This window comes from Catenulispora sp. MAP12-49, from assembly GCF_041262705.1.
In the GTDB taxonomy this organism is placed as follows: domain Bacteria; phylum Actinomycetota; class Actinomycetes; order Streptomycetales; family Catenulisporaceae; genus Catenulispora.
Map to the genome: position 1 here is coordinate 344,037 of NZ_JBGCCP010000004.1, position 20,520 is coordinate 364,556.

A 20,520-nucleotide genomic window follows, 5' to 3' on the forward strand; every position below is an offset into this window, starting at 1 on the left:
CTCTTCCGCAGCGCACCCCCATCCACCCCCCACATGGAGGTTTCCTGTGCTCCCTCGTGCCCACAATCGGACGCGGACGCGACGCTCCACGCTCAAGCGCGCGCTCCTCGTCCTGGCCTCGGTGACGGCCGCCTTCACGACCGTGATGGCCACCGACGCCTCGGCCGCGAGCGGCGTGAACTACGTCGCGCTCGGTGACTCGTACTCCTCCGGTGTCGGATCCGGGTCGTACATCTCGTCCTCCGGCAACTGCCTGCGCAGCACGCTGGCGTACTCCCAGCTGTGGGCCAACGCGCACAGCCCGGCCAGCTACACCTCGGTGGCCTGCTCCGGCGCGACCACCTCCGACGTGCTCAGCAGCCAGATCTCGGCGCTGAGCTCCTCGACCAACCTGGTGTCCATCACCATCGGCGGAAACGATGTCGGCTTCGCCTCGGTGATGCAGACCTGCGTGCTGGACTCCGACAGTACCTGCCTGAGCGCCATCAACACCGCGGTCGCCCAGGCCAAGTCGGTGCTGCCGGGCAAGCTGGCGAACACCTACTCGGCCATCCGCAGCGCCGCGCCGAGCGCGCGCGTCGTGGTGATGGGCTACCCCGAGTTCTACGACCTGGGCAACTCCTGGATCTGCCCGGGCCTGTCCACCACGGACCGGACCGCGCTGAACAACGCCGCGGACACGCTGGACGGCATCATCCAGACCGCGGCGCAGAACGCCGGCGACTCCTACGCCGACGTGAAGAGCCGGTTCTCCGGCCACGAGCTGTGCGACTTCTTCAACGAGTGGCTGCACTCGGTGAACGTCACCGACGTCACCGAGTCCTACCACCCGACCGCCGACGGCCAGTCCGGCGGCTACCTGCCGGCGATGGACTCGATCACCGGCTGAGCAGCGCACCACCGGGAATCACCGGGAAGCACCCCACAACGCGGACCGCGCCGGCCCCACGGAGGAGGCCGGCGCGGTTTGTCGTTCCCTTTGTCGTTCTCACGCTTGCGCGCTCACAGCTCCCGCAGGACCGCCGGCAGCCGGGTGTGCCGCGGCCGGTCCGGCACGTTCGCCACGGCCTGCGGCAGCGCCGAGCCGGCGCCGTGCACGATCGACAGGTGCCGCTCGGCCAGCCCGCACAGGCCGTAGACCAGAGCCCGGGTCAGGCTGCCGGAGGACGGGCCGTCCAGCACCACCACCGCCGCCGGCCACGTCCCGCCCAGCGCCTCGCGCGCGGTCAGCGCCCTGACCTGCTCGGTGCCCAGACGCTCGCGCAGCGCCCGGGTGACGGTCTCGGCCCCGGCCTCGCCGCCGGCCCGGATGGTCACCACCTGGATGTCCTCCGGCGTCATGCCGAAGGTGCGCGGGATCGAGTCGGCGGCCAGCTGCACGGCACGCGCCACCGCCTCCCCGGCATCCCGCACCGGCACGATGACCAGCCGCTTCTCCGGGTCCTGCTCCGGCGGCGGCAACTCGCCCTCGCGCAGCGAGAAGCGCAGGTCGGTCAGCGGATGCGGCTCGGAGTCCGCGGCGCGCACCCGCGGCACCCGGCCGTCGGAGGTGTAGGCCATCAGCGACTCCGAGCGGGTCTCGACCAGGTCGCGGAACGGCTGGCCGGGGCCGGCCGGACCGGGCTCGGCCGGATCGCCGGCCAGCAGCACGCGCATGCCCTCCGGGACCGCGTCGAGCAGGGCGGCCAGCGACTCGGCGTCGATCTGGTGGGCCGCGGAGACCACGACCAGGCCGGGCTGGGGTTCGGCGAATTCGGGCTTTCCGGAATCAGCCGCCGGGGGTTCCGAGGCGGCTTCGGGTTCTGCTTCGCCTTCTGGCGTCCCAGAGTCCGTGGCTTCGGGGTCGGTGTCCTCTGTGTCCTCCGCGACCGTTTCGGTGACTTCGGCTTCTGGAACATCGCGTTGTTCTGGAACGGCGGATTCTTTTTCTGCCGCCTCCCCCCGCCCCAGCGAAGCCAGATACTCCTCGACCGACAGCACCGTCAGCTCGGTCCCGCCGAGCTCCCGGTTCAGCGTCCGCACACTCGCGGCGTTCCCGCCGACTATCGCCACCGGGACCCCGGCCGCCGCCGCGGCCTCGGCGAACCCGGCGATCTGCGCCGTCTTCGCGATGCCCGGCGCGGTCGCGACCAGCGTCAGGCCGTGGGCCCCGACCGTGTCGCGCAGTTCGCCGTGGATGCGGTCGCCGGAGGTGTCCAGCCGGTCCCAGCCCTCGCCGAGCGGTTCCGGTGTGGCCAGCAGCCGCTGCACGGCCTCGCCGACGCCCTCCTCGGCGAACGCGTAGCGCTCCCGGCTGATCATCAGGCCGGAGGCGCCGCTGGATTCCTCCGAGGCGCCGGAGCCGCCGGAGCCGCTGCCGTCCTCGTCCTCTTCCTCCTCGCTCGCGTTGGAGAAGGCGAGCATGTCGCCCTCCTCCAGGGCCGCCTGGAGCGCCCCGGCCGGGTCGCCGAAGCCGAGGCTGCCCAGCGCCGAGCACAGCACGTCGGCCGGCTGCGCGGTGTGCCCGTCCAGGGCCGCGCGGTCCAGCAGCCAGCCCAGCACCGCCCGCGCGCGCCGCGGGTCCTGCGGGCCCGCGGTGCCGCCGAGCAGGCTGCGCGCGAACCCGTCGGCGGCCTCGGGGCGCACCCCGGGCACCGCCAGGATCAGCCACGGGTCGGCGGCCAGCCGGGCCGCGGCCTGCTCGCCGAGCGCCGCGGCCACCCGCGGGGCCAGGTCGCCCGGGGCCCCGGCGGAGGCCAGGAGCTCGTCCAGGGACGGTGCGTCCGGTTCGGTCATTGTCACTTCTTTTCCTATCCGTCCTGCGGTGCGGTGGTACTGGATTCAGCTGGATCTACAGGTTCTGCGAGTGCTGGGACACCAGCCGGGGCCGGGCCGGCTGCCAGGTGTGCTCCGGGTACCCGATGTCGGGTTCGGAGACGTCGTCGAGCGCCTCGCTGATCTCGCGGGGCAGCGTCAGCTGCTCGGCGCTCAGGCAGCCGCGCAGCTGGGCCACGGTGCGCGGGCCGACGATCGGGGCGGTGACGCCGGGGCGGTCGCGTACCCAGGCCAGCGCCACCTCCAGCGGGGCCACGCCCAGGCCGTCGGAGGCGATCATGACGGCGTCGACGATGCCGTCGTAGGGCGTGTCCAGGTAGGGCTCGACGAAGGGGGCGAACATCGCCGAGGCGGCGCGGGAGTCGGCCGGCACCCCGGAGCGGTACTTGCCGGTCAGCACCCCGCGGCCCAGCGGGGACCAGGGGAGCAGCCCGATGCCCAGGTCCACCGCGGCCGGCTGCACCTCGCGCTCGATGCCGCGCTGCAGCAGCGAGTACTCCATCTGCGCCGAGGCGATCGGGGCCCGGGCGAAGTCGGCGGCCTGCCAGGTCGCGGCGCGCGCCAGCTGCCAGCCGGGGTAGTTGCACACGCCGACGTAGCGGGCCTTTCCGCTGGTCACGGCGGTGTCCAGCGCGGAGAGCGTCTCCTCCAGCGGAGTGGCGGCATCGTAGGCGTGCAGCTGCCACAGGTCGATGTAGTCGGTGCCCAGGCGCTTGAGGGAGGCTTCCAGGGCGTTCAGGAGGTGGCGGCGGGAGGCGTCGAAGCGGCGCGGGCCGAACGGGACGCTCACCGCCTTGGTGGCGATGACCACGTCGGACCGGATGCCCTCGACCATCCGGCCGATGATGTACTCCGCGTCGCCGTCGCCGTAGACGTCGGCGGTGTCGATCAGGGTGCCCCCGGCGTCCAGGAACGTCTTGAGCTGGTCGGCGGCCTCGTGCTCATCGGTGTCCCGCCCCCAGGTCATCGTGCCCAGCCCCAGCCGGGACACGCGCAGGCCCGTCCGCCCCAGGTGTCGCTGCTCCATGACAGGTGACGCTATCGGTTGCCGGGGACACCGCGTGGGCGGCGTCACCATCGCGCCGCTTCCTACTGGCGAGTAATATCGGCGGCGACCGACAGGATCTCTGCATACAGGAGTGGGCGATGAAGCTCGGCGTGAACATGGGCTACTGGGGTGCGGGCAACGACGCGGAGAGCCTGCAGGTGGCCAAGGAGGCCGACAAGCTGGGCTACGCGGTCTGCTGGGCCGCCGAGGCCTACGGCAGCGACGCGGCCACCGTCCTGACCTGGATCGCGGCCCACACCGAACACATGGACGTGGGCTCGGCCGTCTTCCAGATCCCGGCCCGCACCCCGGCCATGACCGCGATGACCGCGGCCACCCTGGACACGCTGTCCGGCGGCCGCTTCCGCCTGGGCCTGGGCGTGTCCGGCCCGCAGGTCTCCGAGGGCTGGCACGGCGTCCCCTTCGCCGCCCCGCTGGGCCGCACCCGGGAGTACGTGGCCATCGTCCGCAAGGCGCTGACCCGCGAGCGCCTCACCTTCGAGGGCAAGCACTACACGCTCCCGCTGCCCGGCGGCCCCGGCAAGCCGGTGAAGCTCACGGTCCACCCGGTCCGCGAGACCATCCCGGTCTACCTGGCCGCGATCGGCCCGAAGAACCTGGAGCTCACCGGCGAGATCGCCGACGGCTGGCTCCCGGTCTTCTTCAGCCCCGAGCACGCCGGCGAGCACCTGGAGCACATCAAGGCCGGGCGCGCCAAGGCGGGCAAGACCGGCCTGGACGGCTTCGACATCGCCCCGACCGTCCCCACGGTGATCGGCGACGACGTCCAGCTGTGCGCGGACCTGGTCCGCTGGTACGCGGCGCTGTACATCGGCGGCATGGGCAGCAAGGAGCAGAACTTCTACAACCAGCTCGCCTGCCGCATGGGCTACGAGAAGGAAGCCGACGAGGTCCAGCAGAAGTACCTGGCCAAGGACTACGCCGGCGCGGCCGCGGCCGTCCCCTTCGAGTTCATCGACCGCACCAGCCTGATCGGCCCGAAGGAGCGCGTCGCCGAGCGCATGGTCGCCTACAAGGAGGCCGGGGTGACGACGCTGAGCGTCGGCGCGGCCTTCGGCGACCTGGAGTCGCGGATCGGGATCGTGCGCGGGACCGTGGAGGCTGCCGAGATGGCGGGGATCGCCTAGGGCGTGCCTTAGTGGGCGGAAGCCGGACCGGTCTGCGCCGGTTCCGGTTCCGGTCCCGGCGCCGGCTCTGGCACGGTCGCGCCGCGCGTGAGCAGGTACAGGGATCCCGCGCCCATCAGCGCGGTCATCGCCGCCAGCAGCATCCGGAAGTCCACGACCGCCACCAGCGCGGCGCCGACCGCGATGGCGGTGGTCTGGGGCACCGAGATCATCATGTCCAGGGCGGCGCTGGTGCGGCCCATGAGCTCCGGCGGGGTGGTCCGCTGGAAGAGTGTCATCAGCGCGGCGATGATCCACGGCAGACTGACTCCGACCAGCATGACGCCGAGGGCCACCATCGTCACCGACGGCACGCAGCAGGCGCCGAAGCCGAGCCCGCCGGCCGCCATCCCCAGGGCGATCAGCCGGCTTTCGCCAACGCGGCTTATCATCGACCCGGCCAACAGGCCCGCGACGATCGCCCCGAGGCCCTGGAACGATTCGATCACCCCGAGGAACGCGGGCTTGCGATGCAGGCCCTCGTCGACGATGGCGAACAGCACCGACTCGGAGAGCCCGAACGCCAGCACGCAGAGCACGGCCGCCGCAGTCGCCTGGCGCAGGATCAGCGTGCTGAGGATCTGCCGTATCCCGCCGGACATCTCGCTTCGGAACCGCTTCTTCTCAGGACGTTCGGCCGGCGCCGGCTCCGGCGTGGCGATGGCTCGCAGGAGCAGCGCCGCGAGTACGAAGGTGGCGATGTCCCCGAAGACGAGCGGCGCTATGCCCCACGCCGCGAGCACTCCGGCCCCCACCAGTGGGGAGATCAGCCGCAGGCCTTGAAGGACGGTCTGTAGCAGCCCGTTGGCCTGCCCGAGCTGTTCGGCGGGGATCAGGGCCTGCGTGTATGCCGTCATCGCGGCCCCGGTGATGCTGCTGAGCAGGCCGTACCCGAACATCACCGCGTAGATCAGCCACACCCCGTCCCGGTCGTGGACCAGGAGCAGGGGCAGCACCACCAGCCCGGAGACCAGGTTCAGGGCCATGATGAGCGGCCGCCGCCGCATCCGGTCCACGACCACGGCCCCGGCCGGAGCCATGATGCTGCCGAGGATGAAGACGAAGAAGGACAGTCCGGCCGCGGAGTTGCTGCCGGTCAGCTGCTTGATCCAGATACCCAGCGCGATCCACATGACGTTGTCGCCGAGCACGTCGACGAAACGCGCCAGGACCAGCAGACGTATGTCGCGGTGCCGAAGCAGATCCCTCATGCTCTCAACCCTCTTCAGTCTGGATGGCGTCGAAGGGGAATACGAACTGGATGAGCTCGATGGGCACGCTTCCTGCCGGCCGCAGCCCGGGATCCTCCAACCGCTCGCGGTAGCGGAAGAGCACGGCTTTCAGCTCCTCCTGGAACGCCTCGGCTTCTTCAGGGGTGAGGTGGAAGACCGCCTCGGAGACCCCGGTTATCCTCCGCCAGTCCTCCGGGAAACTGCCCCGCAGCGCGTTGACCCGTGCGAGCTTGGCGAGCCACCGCTCCCAGAGCACCGAGGTGAGCACCCCCGCCGCGATCCGCGCCTCGGGCTCGTCCATGACGCTCTCGTCGTAGCCGAAGCCGATGTGCGCCCGCTGCCACGGCCGCCGGCGTCCCGGCCCGGCGCCGGCTTCCTCGACGAAGCCGTACTTCGCCAGCGTGCGCAGGTGGAACGCACAGTTCGTGGGCGACTCGCCGACCATCTCGGAGACCTCGGTCGCGGTCAGGGGCTCCCGCCGCGAGAGCGCCTCCAGGATGGCCAGCCGGGTCGGATGCGCGATCGCGCGCATGGCCTTGGGATCGGAGAGTTGGCGGTGGTGCGTCCGCTCGTCGGAGGTCACGTCTCGAAACACTACGCTCGAAACAGTTCTTTCGACAAGGGGGGACGGGTGGGGGGCGAATCCGTCGGTCATCGACGTACTACCGGATCGTCACTAAAATCGCGGTCGTGCCGAATGCCAGTTTCCCGGGCGTCGAGTCCGTCATCGACGATATAGCCAAATGTGAACTGAGATATCGCGATCGTGCTGAAGAGGGGCTGCTCGCCGAGGAGGAGCTTTTGGAACTTCTTGACAGCTGCCTTCCGCCCCTGATCTACGCGTTCGACATCCAAGTCCCTCCACCGCGTGAACGCGGCGGGGCATTGGCTCTCGAGAAGGAGTTCTACGAGTGGCGTGACACGACGAGCGGAGACCCGGAGGCCCGCCGCGCCGCCGTCGTCCGGTCCTATCTGGCCTCTGAGACGGAGCGCCGCGGTCAGTTCCGCCTCAGCCGCTCCCAGAACGGGCGAATAGCCGCCCACTACGACGCCCTCGGTGGGGAGTTCTCAGCACTCGGCCTCCCCGGCCACGCGGTCCTGACGTTCCAGGTCGCGGCAGACCTCTACGCTTCGCTCCAGCAGAAGTCCCGGCGGCAGCGTTCGCTGTTGAACGGGCGCCGAGCGCAGCACGCGGCGCGGCCGCCCGGCGCGGTGCGTGTCTTGGAGACTCTCCTCGACGCCGCCTGCGGCTATGGCTATCGCCCATTCCGGATGCTGGGCTGGATGGCGGTGACGCTGGCCGTGTTCAGCGTGGCGGTGTGGTCGGCCGGCTCACCCGGGTATGTGCGGTCGCTGCACGGGTGCTTGATCAGTTTCCTGAACCCGCTGGCCTTCGGGTCGCTGGATGCCGACTTCGGTCCGGTCGCGCAGGTTCTGCTGATCATCGAGAGCTACATCGGGTGCGTTTCCATGGCGATCTTCTTCGCGTTCCTGGTCCGGGACTGAGCACGGGGGCTCGCGATGTTCGGATGATCCGCCTGGTGGCTGGTGCGGGGTTTGGGAAGCTATTTGTAGAAGGCTCATAAGGGGTGGCGGACCCGGGGTGCGATGTATCAGGCCTCGTTGTGTAAAACCTCCAAGAAGGTCGACGACTGTGCTCTGACTGTGCTCTGACTGTGCTCTGCGATGGCCGGTAAGCGTCAGGGTTCGCCGTCTTCGTCATTCGTCCCTGCTATGAGTACTCTGACTCCTCCGAACGTGCGCCCATTCGGTGCACGGTGAGTACTGTCGGCATCGGCTCCGTCACGTTATGATGCCAGTGGGCGGTCGCGAGGCGGACACTGACAGGGCGCTTCAAGAGCGTGGCAACCCTGATTAAACGTTCGGTAAGAACACTGATAAACTCTGCCGTCGGCTCCTCATCGACTCGTCTTCCGGGTTCGACATCAATAGGCGGCTTTAGTGAGAATTCAGCCTCGCAAACAGATTTTGGACATCTGGCGATCCATGCTGGCCGAGTGCTACCGCGACCAACAATGGTCCTGGGGCGGCCGGGTCGAGTCCAATGCGATTTCCGACGCCGAGCAACTGCTCTGTCTGATGTATCCCATCACCCAGATCGAGACCTTCGCGATTCACGACCCGGACAAGACCCAGGAAGACGTGCGCCGAGCGCTGCGGCCGCTGGGACAGGCCACGAACATCCCGCGGGCGCTGGTGGACGTGGCGTTGGAGTACTTCAAGAAACACACTGATGAGCGAGGCGAGCCGAACTTCGCCGCCGGCAGTTATCTGCGCGCGATGTCCCCGGAGACTCCTTTGCCGGAGGACGCCGTCCTGCTGCAACTCGAGACCGTCGACGGCTACTCGATGTCCATCACGCTGTGTCTGTCGCTGATGGTGTTCGTGAATGACCGTACGCCACGGGAAGCCCAGCCCAAACAGCGGGAGAAACTGGTCGACCTGAAGGAGAAGGCCTCGCGGCGGCTCACCGCGGCGATGGTCGGTCTGCTGCGCAGCTTCGTGGTGAACTCCGTGGGCTCGGACTCCGACCAGGGCCGGGCCATCCTGGAGATGCTCCGCCAGGGGGACACCACCGACGCCGAGCTCCAGCAGGGCCTCAGGGACCGTTTCGACCGGCTGCGCAACCAGCTCAAGACCGACGTGCGCCTGGGTGTCGCCGAGGAGAGCAAGCCGGACGAGGACCAGTTCTTCGAGTGCGGCTGGACCTGGGGCGTCGCCAAGGACGCCCGGAAGATCGTCGAGTACGCCTCGGACTTCGACATGTCCTCCCGGCCCGGTTACGCCATGGCCCGTCCCTGGCTGTACTTCACCGTGTCCGCCCTCGACGGTATCGTCGACCTCACGTCCCGCCGTATCAGGGCGCTCAACATCCTCGACAGCGAGCAGCGCTCGCTCTCGGACGCGCTGGGAGTGCGCTGGGACCTCACGCAGCGTTACTGGTCTGCGATCGCGCGCTTCGACGACGAGGAATGGCCGCTGGCGGACATCCCCTGGCGTACCAGTGACGGCGAGGAGTCCGACTACTACTCCCTGCTGGTCGTCTCGGTGCTGATCCAGGACCTGGTCAACCGCACCGCCAACGACGCCGACCTGGTCAAGGCCGTCGGCATCATCGAGGAACTGGCCCGGCGCGGACGCATCACCAGCCGGATGACCGAGAACGATCCGGCCGCGGCGATGCACTACCCGGGGGTGCGCCAAGGGCTGAGCGGCAGTGAGGAAGCGGTGGGCTCGCACTTGGCGCTGTACTCCGCCGACTATTCGCCGCTGATCATCAAGCGGTCCCTGCAGGCCGCGCAGCTGACCGACAACGTCGAAGCCCGTGAGGCGCTGATGGTGGTCGCCGAGGCGGCCATGGACCATCTGGACGATCGCCGGCTGACCCGCGGCGAGGAATCGGTCGAGCTGTGGGACGACCTGGGCCACCTGCCGGGCATGGAGGCGTACACGTTCGAGCGGCCCTCCTGGTACCTCACCGAGCGCGTGGTCGAGGCGCTGGTCGCCGCCGCCAGCGCTTTCGAGCAGGAACCGCCGCGCAGTTCCCGGATGTACGACCATCTGCTCCGCCTGCTCAACGAGGCCGACCACGTCTACAACCAGGAGCTGATGCGCTCGAACGTGGACGATCGCTCCACGCTGCGCGAACGGCTGGAGGAGATCGGGCAGCTCATCAAACGGGCCCGTGAACTGCGCAACCGCCGCACCAGCACCGCGATCGCCTTGTCCGAACGGGCTCTGCGCCTGCTGGACGCCCTCGAGGAAGCCGACCTGGACGCCGGGCGGAGTCGCTGAATGCTGATCTTCTCCTCCTCCGACAAGGGGGGCACCGGTCGGTCGGTGACCAGCTGCAACATGGCCTACCGGCTGTCGCTGCTCGGCCGCGACGTGGCCTACCTCGACTTCGACTTCGGCTCGCCCACCGCCGGGGCGATCTTCGAGATCCCGAAGCTGGAGCGCGGCACCCACGAGGGCGGCCTGCACTCCTTCATCCTGGGCGAGACGACCGTGCCGGCCCGGGTCGACATCCGGAAGGTCACCGAGCGGCCGGCGCTTCAGGAGCGGCCCTCAGGCTCTGGTAGATTGACGCTTTTCCCCGGGGACGTGGGAGGTGCGGAGTTCCATCTCACCGACGACCACATCAAGGCGGCCATCAGGTTGTTCCAGGCGGTCGAGCGGGAATTCGACGTCTGCATCGTGGACCTGAGCGCGGGCCGTTCCTCGGCGCTGGACATGTCCCTGAACGCGATCTCGCCCCGGGTCCGCAAGAAGTCCAAGGACAGCAACGATCGTGTCCGCTGGCTGTTGTTCCACCGCTGGACCACGCAACACGTGATCGCCGCGGGCGGCCTGCTGTTCGAGGAGAACGGCATCCTGCCGTGCGCCATCGAGGCCGGCTTCGACAAGACGGAGTTCATGCGCCTGGTGCGCACAGTCCGCACCGCCGTCCCGGACTCCTCGGCGTTCGGCCAGAAGACCACCGCGGAGCAGACCCGCTGGGTGGTCCGCAGCGACGACCACCTCAAGGCCCTGGCCCAGGGCCGGGGACTGGGGCAGGACCTGTTGGCCGGGACCACGCCGCTGGAGCCGATGCTCCTGTGGCGGGAGCAAGTGATCATGGACCTGGACGTCAATCGCCGGCTGGCCAAGCCCGCGACCACCCAGGCTTTCGACAAGTTGGCCGTCCGGGTCGTCGACGACCATGCCTGGGAGGGTTTCTGATGACGGTGACGGCGCACGGCGCGCCACAGGCGCCGGTCTTCCGGGAGCGCAGTCAGGGCACCACCGTGCAGAACCTGCCGCTGTCGCACCTTTCGGTCGAGGTCGGCCACTTCTACATGGAGGACCTCGAGAACGGCGAGGAGCCGATCAGGGCGCAGTTCGAGCGGGTCAAGCCGTGGCTGGCCGCCGCCGAGGCCTCGGTGCTCTGCGGGACGGAGAAGCCCCGCGTGAGCACGTGCTTCTTGATCGACGACTACTTCCAGCGCTGGCCGGATGCCGGGAACATAATCGAAAAACTGCTGCGCCTGTCCAAGGACGCGGGAGTCCGGATCGACTACTTCGCCCGCGAGTCGTCCTGCGCCGTCCGGGCCGACGGGACGCGCGTGGCCGAACTCGTCGCCCGCCGCCTGCTGCAGGAGCCGGAGCCGGAGGTCACCACCGGTTCCCGTCCGCCGGCGGTGCGTTCCGGCTGGCTGGCCAACGGCAAGCCGGCCCGCGAGGGCAAGGTGCTCTCCGCCATGCGGGGCCATGCCTGGGAACCCTCGGTCGAGTTCAGCAAGCGGAACCACTCGATCTTCCTGGACGTGGAGCTGTGGCGGGACTTCGCCGAGCCCGGCGCCGACGAGGACGCGGTCCTCGCCGGGAGGCAGTACTCCTGTCCCTTTCTGGCGGCTGTCTGGCAGTTGATCCGGCTCGGGCTGCTGCGCCACGACGGCGCGCCGGCCCTGGCGGTCGCCGAGGCGCCGGCGCGCTGGTCGAACGACTGGGCCGTGTTCCCGGACATCGTGAAGGTCAATCCGGCGGCCAAGCCCTTCTACGCCTACCGGGCGCTGAGCATCATGCCGCGCGACTTCCTCGGCATCGAGCACGCCGTGCGGACCATCGTCGACCATTTCCTGGTCGATCCCGGGGTCGACGAGTCGCTGCACCTGCGCGCCGGGGAGAAGGGTGTGCCGCTGCCGGATGCCGTGGCCGACCGGGTGAGCCACCACTTCCTCGACGGCGTCGACTGATGGCGCGCCCCGGCGCGCCTTTGGAAGCCCCTGCCAGGCACTCGCCGGCCGTGGTCCTGGGCGTGGTCGTCACCAACCTGCTGAACACCTCCGAGCCGTTGCCGCTGGAGGCGGGGCGGCAGGCGCTCAAGCTGCTGCCGGGTGTCGGCGCCGACTGGCGCAGCCACCCGGTGGACCAGGTCGTGTCCCCGGACTTGTTCTACGGGGTGGACTGCGGCCTGGCCACCAGCCGCACCCAGCCGCGCGTCGTCGGCACGGTCCGCGCCCGCGCCCTGCTCACCGGCGGGCACATGCTGCAGGGCTCGGCGCGCGTGGACGTGGTCCTGGACGCCTCCACGCGCCGTATGCCGTGGTCGTACTACGCCGCGCGCACCGGCACGGTCGAGGCGGTGAACAAGGCCGACCCGGCCGACCTGGTGGCCGGGTTCCTGTCCACCGATCCCGGCGGCGGCCTGCTGGACCTCGCCGGGATCGGGGCCCACGTCATGTCCCGGCTGGACGAGGTGCCGCAGGTGGACCGCCAGGCGCGGATGCACACCGAGGCCGGTCTGCTCCGCTGGGCGGTGCTGGTGCGCGACGACGGCGAGTTCCAGGCGGAGGTCGTGGCCGGCCACGACGGCGGCTTCCGGGTGCGCATGACCGCGCCGCTGGCGATGCTGGCGAACATCGTCGAGTTCTGCGAGATCCTGGCGCTGCACCACTGGCTGCTGGCGGCGCTGAAGAACGCCTTCGACCGCGCCTCACGCTCCCGGCGGCCGATGGACGAGCTGGGCCCGGCTCTGAGCTATCTGGGCCACATGTGGAACCCGACGGCCTACCTTCCGGCCGCCACCGCGTGGATCTGGGAGGCACTGGAGCACGAGGCGCAGTTGACATGGGGATGGCAGTCCACTTTGACCCGGGTACGGGACAAAGTGTCGCTGTTGACACAAAAAGCGATCGAAGAGACCCTGCACAAGGAGTTCGGGTAAGGCTTCGATCGATAGTCAGGGGACGGGGTGGGGGACCCTCTATCAGTGAGAACGGCGCGCCCGGGAGATCTGTACCGCATCGCAGAACTCGAAAGCCTGCTGTTCGGCCAAATGGGGTTCTCCCACTCAGCCCTCCTTCAATTGTACGGAACCTCGGGGGAAGCGTGGCTGGTGGCCGAGGATCTCCAGGGCGTCTGGGGCTACGCGCTGACCGCGCGGGCCATGGACGATCCACGCGTCGGCTGGATCCTGGCGCTCGGAGTCCACACCGAGCGCCGGGGCGAGCACATCGGACGGGCGCTGCTCGACGAGTCCATCGTCGAGCTGCGCAGCCGGGACATGGACACCATCAAGCTCACGGTCGAGCCGGACAACCTGGCGGCCTACGGCTTGTACATCCGGGCCGGGTTCCAGGACACCGGCCAGTTCAAGAAGGACGACATCGGGGACGGCAGGCCCCGCAAGATACTCACCCTGTTGCTGCCCACCACGCACCCGCAGTCACAACCGGAAGAGCCGGCGGATGAGCAGCACGAAGAACAGGTTCCGGAAGACGTCGCCGGTGTACGTTTCGATCTCCAGGACCGGTTTCCATGGGCCTGACAGCAGCCTGACGTCGCCCAGCCCCATCGGGTTCACGAAGTTCTGCACGGCGACGTAGAAGGCTTCGGACTCGGTCGCACCCCCGGTGCGGGGCAGAGCGAGCAGCCACACCGTGAACCCCGCGACGAGGCCGATGATCCACACCAGCAGCCGCAGCGGCCGGTATCCGTACCCGAACAGCACGGCTTGCAGGTCCGCCAGCAGCCGCTTGCCGCTCCAGCGAGGCAGCGACACCCGGTGCGCCGCGGCCGCGAGGTACTTGCAGTTGTCCTCCGCCGAGGAGTCGTTGAACCTTCGGTACAGCGTCCCGGCGTGGCGGAACGCGTTCTCGGCGAACAGCGGCAGCCCGGCGGCCAGGAGGGAGGCGCCGGCCGTCTCCAGGGAGCCGCCGATGACGGCGGCGTCGCTCTCGCTGAGCCACTTCTGCCCGTAGGCCTCCACGTACGCCGCGAGGAGCGCCGCTATCTCCGGCGCCAGCACCTCTTCGAATACGACGTCGGCCTGGTGGAACTCCTCCAAAGCCAGCACCACCGACGCGGCCCCGCCGGCCTTGATGAACCGCTGCCGCGCCAGCTTGGACCGCTTGACGTACTCCTCGAGGATTCCCCGCTCGACCTCGGCCAGCCGGTCCTGGCGGCGAGCCCGCGCCAGTTCCTCGGCGATGGCGTTCGCCGCGGAGATCAGGCTGTCCTTGAACGTGTCGAGCGGCGCCGCGTCCTCCCTGGCGGGTCCGCCGATCACCACGGTTGTTCCGCCCGGCCCGTCCCGTTCATCGCTTCCCCCTGTGACCTGCTGTGACTCCGCTGTGTCGGATCAAAGCAGCATGGAACATGCTGTGATACCCATTGCCATGAACATTCCTGATATTAGCGGCTCGGTGCGGTGCGGTCTCACAAACGTCGCGGTGGTCTGATCTTCACCTGGTCTCGCAGGTCCCGTATCCGGGCGACCTGGCGTTCGAACAGGCGCGAGTAGTGCGTCCGGCTCTCCATCACCTCCCACAGCACCTTCATGTCCGGGCTGAGGTGCGTGGGCGGCATCCACAGCGGGACCAGCTCGTTCAGGGCGAACAGCAGGGAGTCCAGGGGATCGCGGTCTCGGGCGATGTCCGTCTCGGCTCGCGGGACGATCACGTCCTGCACCGTGGTGAGCAGCCACTCGTGCAGCGCGAACTCCTCGCAGAACCGGATCAGCATCGGAAGATGGTCCGGTGCGCCGCTGAGGCGGATGATGTGGACGTTGGGCAGATCGCTCTTGGCGATGCCGACGGTCGGCCTGCTGTCCGGGGCAAGGGTCACGGCCCAGCGGACCACGGCCGTACTGGCCCGCAGCGCGGTGGTGTGGTCCAATCGGCTGCTCATCTGGACCTCGTCGATGACGCGGTCGCTGATCGAGGCCAGATCCAGGCCGCTGGCCGGCGAGATGTCCGCCAGGTAGCCGTCCAGGACGTTGTGCGGGTGCGGCGATCCGATCACCTCTACGAGGCCTGGGCGCTGTAGGTAGTGCCGCCATTCCCTGCGATCTTTCGAAGACGCGGGCGTGAGCGTCACGTGCGCGGTGCCTTGCAGGATCCGGCCGTTGGTGACGGTCGCGTGGCTGAGGACCGTACCGATCGCCCGGCCCCGGCCCTCGCGGGCCACCCGCAAGCGGCAGTCCACGCCGGTGACCTGCTCCGGGGAGACGACGCGGCGCACCGGCCGGTCCGCCTTGCTCACCGGGGCGCCGGGGGTGAGCTGCATCAGGGCGACGCTCGCCGAGGGGGACAGTGTGCCCAGGTTCTGGATCAGGCACGTGCGGACCTCGCCGAAGGCCAGCACCGCCGGCGCGCCGTCGCGCTCAGTCGTTGTGCGCGACATGGACGTCATCGAAGAACAGGTGGCTTGTCCGGCCGACGGGATTGTCGGGCAGGACGATCGGGTTCGATTCGTCGCGGGCCCGGTCGGCGGTCTGGGCCAGGACCGCCGGATCGAACCGCAGATGGTCGATGATGATTCGCGCGGCATGTTCCGCAGCCTCGTAGTGCTGCGGGAGCGCGGAGAAGGTCTCGTATGCTGCGAACGGGGCCGCGTCCTGAGTCAGCTGCGTGATGCTCGGCATCTGCGCCCACAGGTCGGGCAAAGCCTCACCGGTACCGAACCGGTACGGCTTGGCCACTGCCTTCCCCGCGTTGCGCAGCAGGCCCAGCCGCAGCAGCTGCCACACCGCCGACAGCAGCGAGCACGAGTACTGCCGCTCAGCGTGTATCTGAGCGCTGTCCAGGCTCCACAGCTCGATGTCGACGAACACCGAGTGCCGGTACTTGCCGAACTCCTCCGGCGGCTCCCAGTCCGGGGCGTCCATCGCCACCGCGACGGCCGGCGAGCGCTCGCCGTTGGACAGCCACCCGGTCTGCGCGGTCGGCGGCCGGGAGCCGTTGGCGCCCACCGCCGCCTCCTCGACGATCAGTCCGGCGACGATGTCGGCCAGCGGGCTCTGGTCGCGCGGGCCGGAGTAGGGGCGCTCGCAGGCCACAACGCAGCCGGCCTCCCGGGCCAGGTAGTCGAGCCGGAAGCCGGCCTGTTCGGCGGCGGTGGTCACGATGTCCACCACCTCCGCGGGCTTGGGCTGGTCCGGCGCCGAGCCCGAGGGCGTGTAGTCGTCGACCAGGAAGCAGGTGCTTATGCGGGCGTTGCGGCCGAACCGCTTGCGGATCCGCTTGTTCGCCGCCTCCAGCCACGGCGCGGCATGCTCCAGCTGGCGGGCGATCTTGCGGTCGCCCTCGGCGAAGTCGTCCAGATACAGGTGACCGGTCTCGACCGAGAGATGGCCCAGCGGCACCGCGTCCACTCGCGGGGTCTGGGTCACTTCGTCGTAGCTGACGTCCACGGCCGTCACAGCCCTTCCCAGAATCGCTCGTCCGACAGCTTCGCGGCGAGGTCCTCGAAGGCCTGCACGGTGGCCTGGTTGGCGATTTTCAGTCCGCTGACGTCCGAGTCGTCGATCACTTGCTCGCTCCACTGGAGCATCGGGTCGTAAGGGATCTGCCCGGCCAGCCGGGCCCGGCCCATGCGCAGCTTGTCCGCCTGTTCCCGCAACTTCCGGTCGTAGGCGCGCAGCCACGCGGCCTGTGCCGGCCGGGTCACCGATTCCTGGTCCACGCCCAGATCCACGACCGCGGTCCGGACGTAGCGGACGGAGTTGTTCAGCCTCTGGGCGTCGTGGCCGCGGCGCTCGCCCGCTTTGAGCAGTCCCTTCTCGCCGAACACCAGGCCGTGCGCGGCCACGATGTGCTGCTTGGTCCAGCGGTGGAAGACCAGCCAACGGCTGGTCAGCGCGGCCAGCTCGGGCCGGGCGGTGGCCTCCAGGACCAGGTCCACGGCATAGGAGCGGCCCGCGGACAGGTCGACGATGCACAGGTCGAATTCGCGGTCCAGCTTCAGGAACAGCTGCGCGCAGCGCGCCGGCATGTCCGCGCTGATCGAGAACTCCCCGCCGTCCTTGTCGCCCGGCAGCAGGACCAAGCGGCTGGCGCCGGAGATGCGCGGCAGGTCGCGCAGCGTGTCGCTGTCGGAGTGCAGCGCGGTGTCCAGCTGCTGGGCCTCGGTGTGCTTGGTGAAGTAGGAGTGCAGGCCGCAGGAGTCCACGCCGCGCTCGGCCTCGGGGACGTCGAAGATCGCGCCCGCGGTCGGTGAACCGAAGTCGAAGTCGAGGTAGGCGACGGCCTCCCCTTGCAGCGCCCGCCGGTAGGCCATGTTGCAGCCGGTCACCGAGCGCCCCGTGCCTCCCTTGTCGGAGGTGGCGAATATCAGCACGTCATGCGCTCCTGCTCGCCGCCTGGCGCGCGAAGGCCAGTTCGTCCAACTCTCTGAGCACCTTGTCGGCCAGCGCCGCGGCGGTCGCGGGCCGCTCGCGGGACAGGGACTCGGCGCGGTTCAGCGACTGTTCGGCCTCCCGGAGCAGCTTCTGCTCCTGCGAGCCGCCGGCCGTGGGCGTGGTCAGCCGCTCCTGGTCCAGGATGTGCCGGGCCTCGGCGATCTTGGTGTTCGCCTGGTCGATCTGGCCGGGGTCGGCCACGGGAGGGGCGCTGATCAGGGTCGCGGCGGCGACGAAGACCTCGATGGCACGTTCGGTCATGTCCCAGGACGGGGTGGCGGGGGACGGCGGGAGGCTGGGGAAGACGTTCGCCGGGTGGTCCCACAACCCGTCGGGCTGCAGACGGCGGTTGAGGAGGTGCTCCACCGAGGCGTCGGCGATGTCGATGAGCCGGGCGCGGTTGCGCCGGCCGGTGGTGACGCTCGCGATGCGCAGCGCGGTCTTGGCCAGCGTGGCGGCGTAGCCGTTGGAGGACCAGGCCAGCATCGGGCCTTCGAGCTCCGAGCCGTGCAGCGTCATCCGGACGCCGGGATCGTGCAGCAGCACGCTGCGGTCGTCCTCGGAGGCGCGCCGGTTGACCAGACCGCGCTGGGCCAGCTCCTCCACCACGGCCACGACGCGGCCGATGACGCTGCCCGAGGGCCCGCCCTGCTGGGCCATGCCGACGATGGAGAGCACGAGCTCGGAGAAGTAGGGCGAGCTCTGGCCGTCGGTGGACTGCCAGGGGACGTCCTCCAGCGGCCAGCGGCCGGCGCCGAACGTCGCGATGGTGGACCAGTACTGCAACGCCAGGCCCCAGCGCAGGTTCAGCGCCTCGCGCAGGGACTGCTGCTCGGAGGTCAGCAGACCCTGCCGGGAGGTCCGGGTGGAGAAGAGGTCGGCCAGACCGTCCAGGGCGGTGGCCGTGAAATGCAGCATCGGACGCGGCTCGGCGATCCCGTGCGGCTGCTTGACGCCCTCGGCGGCCGGGAGCTCGATGTCGGTGGCGTCCTGCGCCACGCCCCAGGCCCATCCGCATTCGAAGAAGCGCTCCGGGTAGTCGCGCAGCACCCGCTCGTTCTCCGGCGGCAGGCCGAAGGTCAGCTCCGGCAGCTTGTCGCGCACCGGCTGCAGCCGGCCGCGCAGGTCCTGGGTGAGCGTGCGGCCCACGACCCGGCCCTGGCTGACCGTGCGCAGCAGCACGGACTCCGCCGGGGTGTCCGGGGTCAGCACGTTCACCACGAACGAGCGCAGCAGGCCGACCAATGCCGCGGTCAGGCGCTGGTCGATGGCCAGGACGGTGGTGTCGATCCGGCTCTGCGACGCGCGGCGCTCGACGGTGCGCTGGAACTCGCGCAGGAAGCCCTTCGCCGCCAGGCACAGGGTGACCGAGATCGAGTACGACTCGGTGATGTCGTAATCGGCCTGCTCGGGCTTCACCTCGTTGTCGGCATCGTCGCACAGCAGGTGGGAACCGCCGGTGAAGGTAGGTGCGCCGTCCTCGTCGACGTAGCGCGTGAGGTACTGCTCCAGCGCCTCGAGCATCCGCATGGGGATGTCCAGGCCGCTGCCCATCGGCCGCAGCACCGCCAGCACGTCGTCCTCGATCGCGTCCGGCCGGTCCAGGCGGAAGCCGGGGACCTCCGTCGCGGGGTAGAGGAGGACCAGGATCTGCTCGGCGTCGCTGATGCTGTTCGAGCCGTGGCGGCCGCCCCAGGTCAACTCTCCGCCGCCGAACGTGGCGCGTGCGAAGCTCCGCCACGTGTCCAGGATGTGTTGTCGCGGATCCGTCCTCAACGCACCGCCCCCTGATCCGCCCCTGAGCGTGTCTGTCAGCCACTGCCTACCCTGTCACAGGGCTCTGATGCCTGGGAAGGGAGCGTCGGATGGGGCGTTGGGCGGCGCCTGGATCCCGACCTCGGCTGAGCCGCGCGACTCAGAACCGATACTCGTACGGCGTCGTCACACTCAAAGCCCGGAAGCCAAGACGTTCCAGAATCGGCCGACTCATATCCGAGGCGTCCACCTGCAAGTACTCACACCCCAGCTCGATCGCCACCCGCATCCGCCGCGCCACCAGCGCGCGGTAGATCCCGCGCCCGCGCCACTCCGGCGCGGTGCCGCCGCCCCACAGGCTCGCGAAGCCGGTGCCCGGGTGTACCAGCATCCGGGCCGCGCTCACCGGTTGGTCGCCGGCCATCGCGAGCCAGGTCCAGACGGTCTCGGGGTTGTCCGCCAGGCGGGCCAGAGCCCGGGCGCGGGAGCGCTCGCCTCCGCTGCCGAAGGCCGCCTCGTGCGCCTGGCCGACGAGGTCCGCGTCGGCTTCGGTGGTGACCGGCCGGAGGGTGACGCCTTCCGGCAGGGATTCGGTCAGGCCGGCGCCGGAAAGCTGTGTGATCTCCGCCACGAACAGGGTCTCCGGGGCGTCCGCTTCGAAGCCGGCGGCGAGCAGGCGCTCGCCGAGATCCGCCGGTTCGTCGTGCTTGTAGTGCTTCCACTCGAAGTCGGCGCCGAGGGTGCGGAAGTAGGCGATCTGCGCCTGGACCGCGGCGTCGGCCGTGGTGGCGTCCAACTCTGAGTAGAAGACGCCGTGCCAGTCCGTGGGCAGTGTGCCGACCTGGCGCAGGACGCCGTCGGCGCGTTCGACGCGGGCGCCGGGCTCGTCGGCTACGGCCTCGGCGCGCATGCGCAGGTCGAAGGTTGCGAGCAGGTTCTTGTCGGTGGTGGGGGAGGTCATCGGGTCAGCCCACCATCGGCATCGGGTTACGGCAAACGGTTAATGGGATTAGAACAGGCGGTGGTGGCGCTGATACCGTCGTAAGTGCCGTCTACCTCGAACGGGAGAGACCCCTCGTGGGCGCCGAAGGAGCAACCCTCCCCGGAAACTCTCAGGCAAAAGGACCGTTCGGGCAGGCAACTCTGGAAAGTAGGGCTGAGCTGCGGCGAAGCTCTCACCGAAGGTGTAAGCCGCGGGTCCGGTGGACCCCGCCCGCGGTGAAACTCTCAGGTTCCATGACAGAGGGGGAGGACGGATCCGCGGGAGGCGCGAATCCACCACCCGACGTCTAGAGCGTCCGC

The 20,520-nt window shown here is 69.5% G+C and carries 18 protein-coding genes and 2 riboswitches; of the genes, 8 read left to right on the plus strand and 10 right to left on the minus strand.

Going from position 1 to position 20,520, the window contains the following annotated elements; all coding sequences use genetic code 11:
* Positions 1-46 precede the first annotated feature (46 nt).
* Positions 47-889, plus strand: a complete 843-nt coding sequence (locus ABIA35_RS11685) for an SGNH/GDSL hydrolase family protein (protein ID WP_370334384.1) — start codon at positions 47-49, stop codon at positions 887-889.
* Between the two features lie 113 nt (positions 890-1,002).
* Here ABIA35_RS11685 and ABIA35_RS11690 read toward each other — a convergent pair whose 3' ends face one another.
* Together ABIA35_RS11690 and ABIA35_RS11695 are read right to left on the minus strand one after the other, a co-directional pair.
* The gene (locus ABIA35_RS11690; protein WP_370334385.1) at positions 1,003-2,775 is read right to left on the minus strand and encodes a helix-hairpin-helix domain-containing protein; all 1,773 of its coding nucleotides are present in this window, start codon (positions 2,773-2,775) and stop codon (positions 1,003-1,005) included.
* Positions 2,776-2,830: 55 nt separating this feature from the next.
* Positions 2,831-3,841: an aldo/keto reductase gene (locus ABIA35_RS11695; protein WP_370357851.1), complete on the minus strand. Its 1,011-nt coding sequence runs from the start codon at positions 3,839-3,841 to the stop codon at positions 2,831-2,833.
* A gap of 119 nt (positions 3,842-3,960) precedes the next feature.
* Between ABIA35_RS11695 and ABIA35_RS11700 the strand changes: the two genes are divergently transcribed.
* Positions 3,961-5,010: an LLM class F420-dependent oxidoreductase gene (locus ABIA35_RS11700; RefSeq protein ID WP_370357852.1), complete on the plus strand. Its 1,050-nt coding sequence runs from the start codon at positions 3,961-3,963 to the stop codon at positions 5,008-5,010.
* Between the two features lie 8 nt (positions 5,011-5,018).
* Here the strand turns inward: ABIA35_RS11700 and ABIA35_RS11705 are convergent, their stop codons facing one another.
* Entirely contained in the window at positions 5,019-6,260 is a 1,242-nt protein-coding gene (locus tag ABIA35_RS11705) for an MFS transporter (RefSeq protein WP_370357853.1), read from the minus strand.
* Between the two features lie 4 nt (positions 6,261-6,264).
* Positions 6,265-6,864: a winged helix-turn-helix domain-containing protein gene (locus ABIA35_RS11710; protein WP_370357854.1), complete on the minus strand. Its 600-nt coding sequence runs from the start codon at positions 6,862-6,864 to the stop codon at positions 6,265-6,267.
* 107 nt (positions 6,865-6,971) lie between these two features.
* On the opposite strand from ABIA35_RS11710, the gene ABIA35_RS11715 reads away from it, so the two are divergent.
* The 6 genes from ABIA35_RS11715 (at position 6,972) to ABIA35_RS11740 (ending at position 13,611) form a co-directional block, all read left to right on the plus strand.
* Positions 6,972-7,787 carry a hypothetical protein gene (locus ABIA35_RS11715; RefSeq protein ID WP_370357855.1) on the plus strand — a complete coding sequence of 272 codons (816 nt, stop codon included), beginning with the start codon at positions 6,972-6,974 and terminating at the stop codon, positions 7,785-7,787.
* 456 nt (positions 7,788-8,243) lie between these two features.
* A complete protein-coding gene (locus ABIA35_RS11720) occupies positions 8,244-10,097 on the plus strand; it encodes an SCO2524 family protein (RefSeq protein WP_370334394.1) in 1,854 nt (617 codons plus the stop codon).
* Entirely contained in the window at positions 10,098-11,024 is a 927-nt protein-coding gene (locus ABIA35_RS11725; protein WP_370334395.1) for an SCO2523 family variant P-loop protein, read from the plus strand.
* Positions 11,024-12,037: an SCO2522 family protein gene (locus ABIA35_RS11730; RefSeq protein ID WP_370334397.1), complete on the plus strand. Its 1,014-nt coding sequence runs from the start codon at positions 11,024-11,026 to the stop codon at positions 12,035-12,037. Before ABIA35_RS11725 ends, ABIA35_RS11730 begins: the two co-directional genes overlap by 1 nt.
* Positions 12,037-13,008, plus strand: coding sequence for an SCO2521 family protein (locus ABIA35_RS11735; protein WP_370334399.1), 972 nt, complete (start codon positions 12,037-12,039; stop codon positions 13,006-13,008). The genes ABIA35_RS11730 and ABIA35_RS11735 overlap by 1 nt, the downstream gene beginning before the upstream one ends.
* A 111-nt stretch (positions 13,009-13,119) precedes the next feature.
* On the plus strand, positions 13,120-13,611 hold the full coding sequence (locus ABIA35_RS11740) for a GNAT family N-acetyltransferase (protein ID WP_370357971.1): 492 nt from the start codon (positions 13,120-13,122) through the stop codon (positions 13,609-13,611).
* Here the strand turns inward: ABIA35_RS11740 and ABIA35_RS11745 are convergent.
* The 6 genes from ABIA35_RS11745 to ABIA35_RS11770 all read right to left on the minus strand — a co-directional run bounded on the left by ABIA35_RS11745 (position 13,510) and on the right by ABIA35_RS11770 (position 20,179).
* Positions 13,510-14,352 (minus strand): hypothetical protein, encoded by an 843-nt coding sequence (locus ABIA35_RS11745; RefSeq protein WP_370334403.1) that lies wholly within the window; start codon positions 14,350-14,352, stop codon positions 13,510-13,512. The two genes, ABIA35_RS11740 and ABIA35_RS11745, sit on opposite strands and share 102 nt — an antisense overlap.
* Positions 14,353-14,501: 149 nt before the next feature.
* Positions 14,502-15,467: an SCO2521 family protein gene (locus tag ABIA35_RS11750; protein WP_370357856.1), complete on the minus strand. Its 966-nt coding sequence runs from the start codon at positions 15,465-15,467 to the stop codon at positions 14,502-14,504.
* Positions 15,448-16,485 (minus strand): SCO2522 family protein, encoded by a 1,038-nt coding sequence (locus tag ABIA35_RS11755; protein WP_370357857.1) that lies wholly within the window; start codon positions 16,483-16,485, stop codon positions 15,448-15,450. The genes ABIA35_RS11750 and ABIA35_RS11755 overlap by 20 nt, the downstream gene beginning before the upstream one ends.
* Entirely contained in the window at positions 16,482-17,402 is a 921-nt protein-coding gene (locus ABIA35_RS11760) for an SCO2523 family variant P-loop protein (RefSeq protein ID WP_370357858.1), read from the minus strand. Before ABIA35_RS11760 ends, ABIA35_RS11755 begins: the two co-directional genes overlap by 4 nt.
* Position 17,403: 1 nt before the next feature.
* Positions 17,404-19,239 (minus strand): SCO2524 family protein, encoded by a 1,836-nt coding sequence (locus ABIA35_RS11765; RefSeq protein WP_370357859.1) that lies wholly within the window; start codon positions 19,237-19,239, stop codon positions 17,404-17,406.
* Between the two features lie 139 nt (positions 19,240-19,378).
* A complete protein-coding gene (locus ABIA35_RS11770) occupies positions 19,379-20,179 on the minus strand; it encodes a GNAT family N-acetyltransferase (protein WP_370357860.1) in 801 nt (266 codons plus the stop codon).
* A 91-nt stretch (positions 20,180-20,270) separates the two neighbouring features.
* Positions 20,271-20,356, plus strand: a riboswitch (glycine riboswitch).
* A riboswitch (glycine riboswitch) is annotated at positions 20,357-20,471 on the plus strand.
* Positions 20,472-20,520: the final 49 nt, after the last annotated feature.

Coding starts and splice junctions, on each gene's coding strand:
- ABIA35_RS11700 (WP_370357852.1), top strand. CDS start 3,961: ATGAAGCTCGGCGTGAACATGGGCTACTGGGGTGCGGGCAACGACGCG.
- ABIA35_RS11730 (WP_370334397.1), top strand. CDS start 11,024: ATGACGGTGACGGCGCACGGCGCGCCACAGGCGCCGGTCTTCCGGGAG.
- ABIA35_RS11750 (WP_370357856.1), bottom strand. CDS start 15,467: ATGTCGCGCACAACGACTGAGCGCGACGGCGCGCCGGCGGTGCTGGCC.
- ABIA35_RS11770 (WP_370357860.1), bottom strand. CDS start 20,179: ATGACCTCCCCCACCACCGACAAGAACCTGCTCGCAACCTTCGACCTG.
- ABIA35_RS11735 (WP_370334399.1), top strand. CDS start 12,037: ATGGCGCGCCCCGGCGCGCCTTTGGAAGCCCCTGCCAGGCACTCGCCG.
- ABIA35_RS11725 (WP_370334395.1), top strand. CDS start 10,098: ATGCTGATCTTCTCCTCCTCCGACAAGGGGGGCACCGGTCGGTCGGTG.
- ABIA35_RS11690 (WP_370334385.1), bottom strand. CDS start 2,775: ATGACCGAACCGGACGCACCGTCCCTGGACGAGCTCCTGGCCTCCGCC.
- ABIA35_RS11740 (WP_370357971.1), top strand. CDS start 13,120: ATGGGGTTCTCCCACTCAGCCCTCCTTCAATTGTACGGAACCTCGGGG.
- ABIA35_RS11705 (WP_370357853.1), bottom strand. CDS start 6,260: ATGAGGGATCTGCTTCGGCACCGCGACATACGTCTGCTGGTCCTGGCG.
- ABIA35_RS11695 (WP_370357851.1), bottom strand. CDS start 3,841: ATGGAGCAGCGACACCTGGGGCGGACGGGCCTGCGCGTGTCCCGGCTG.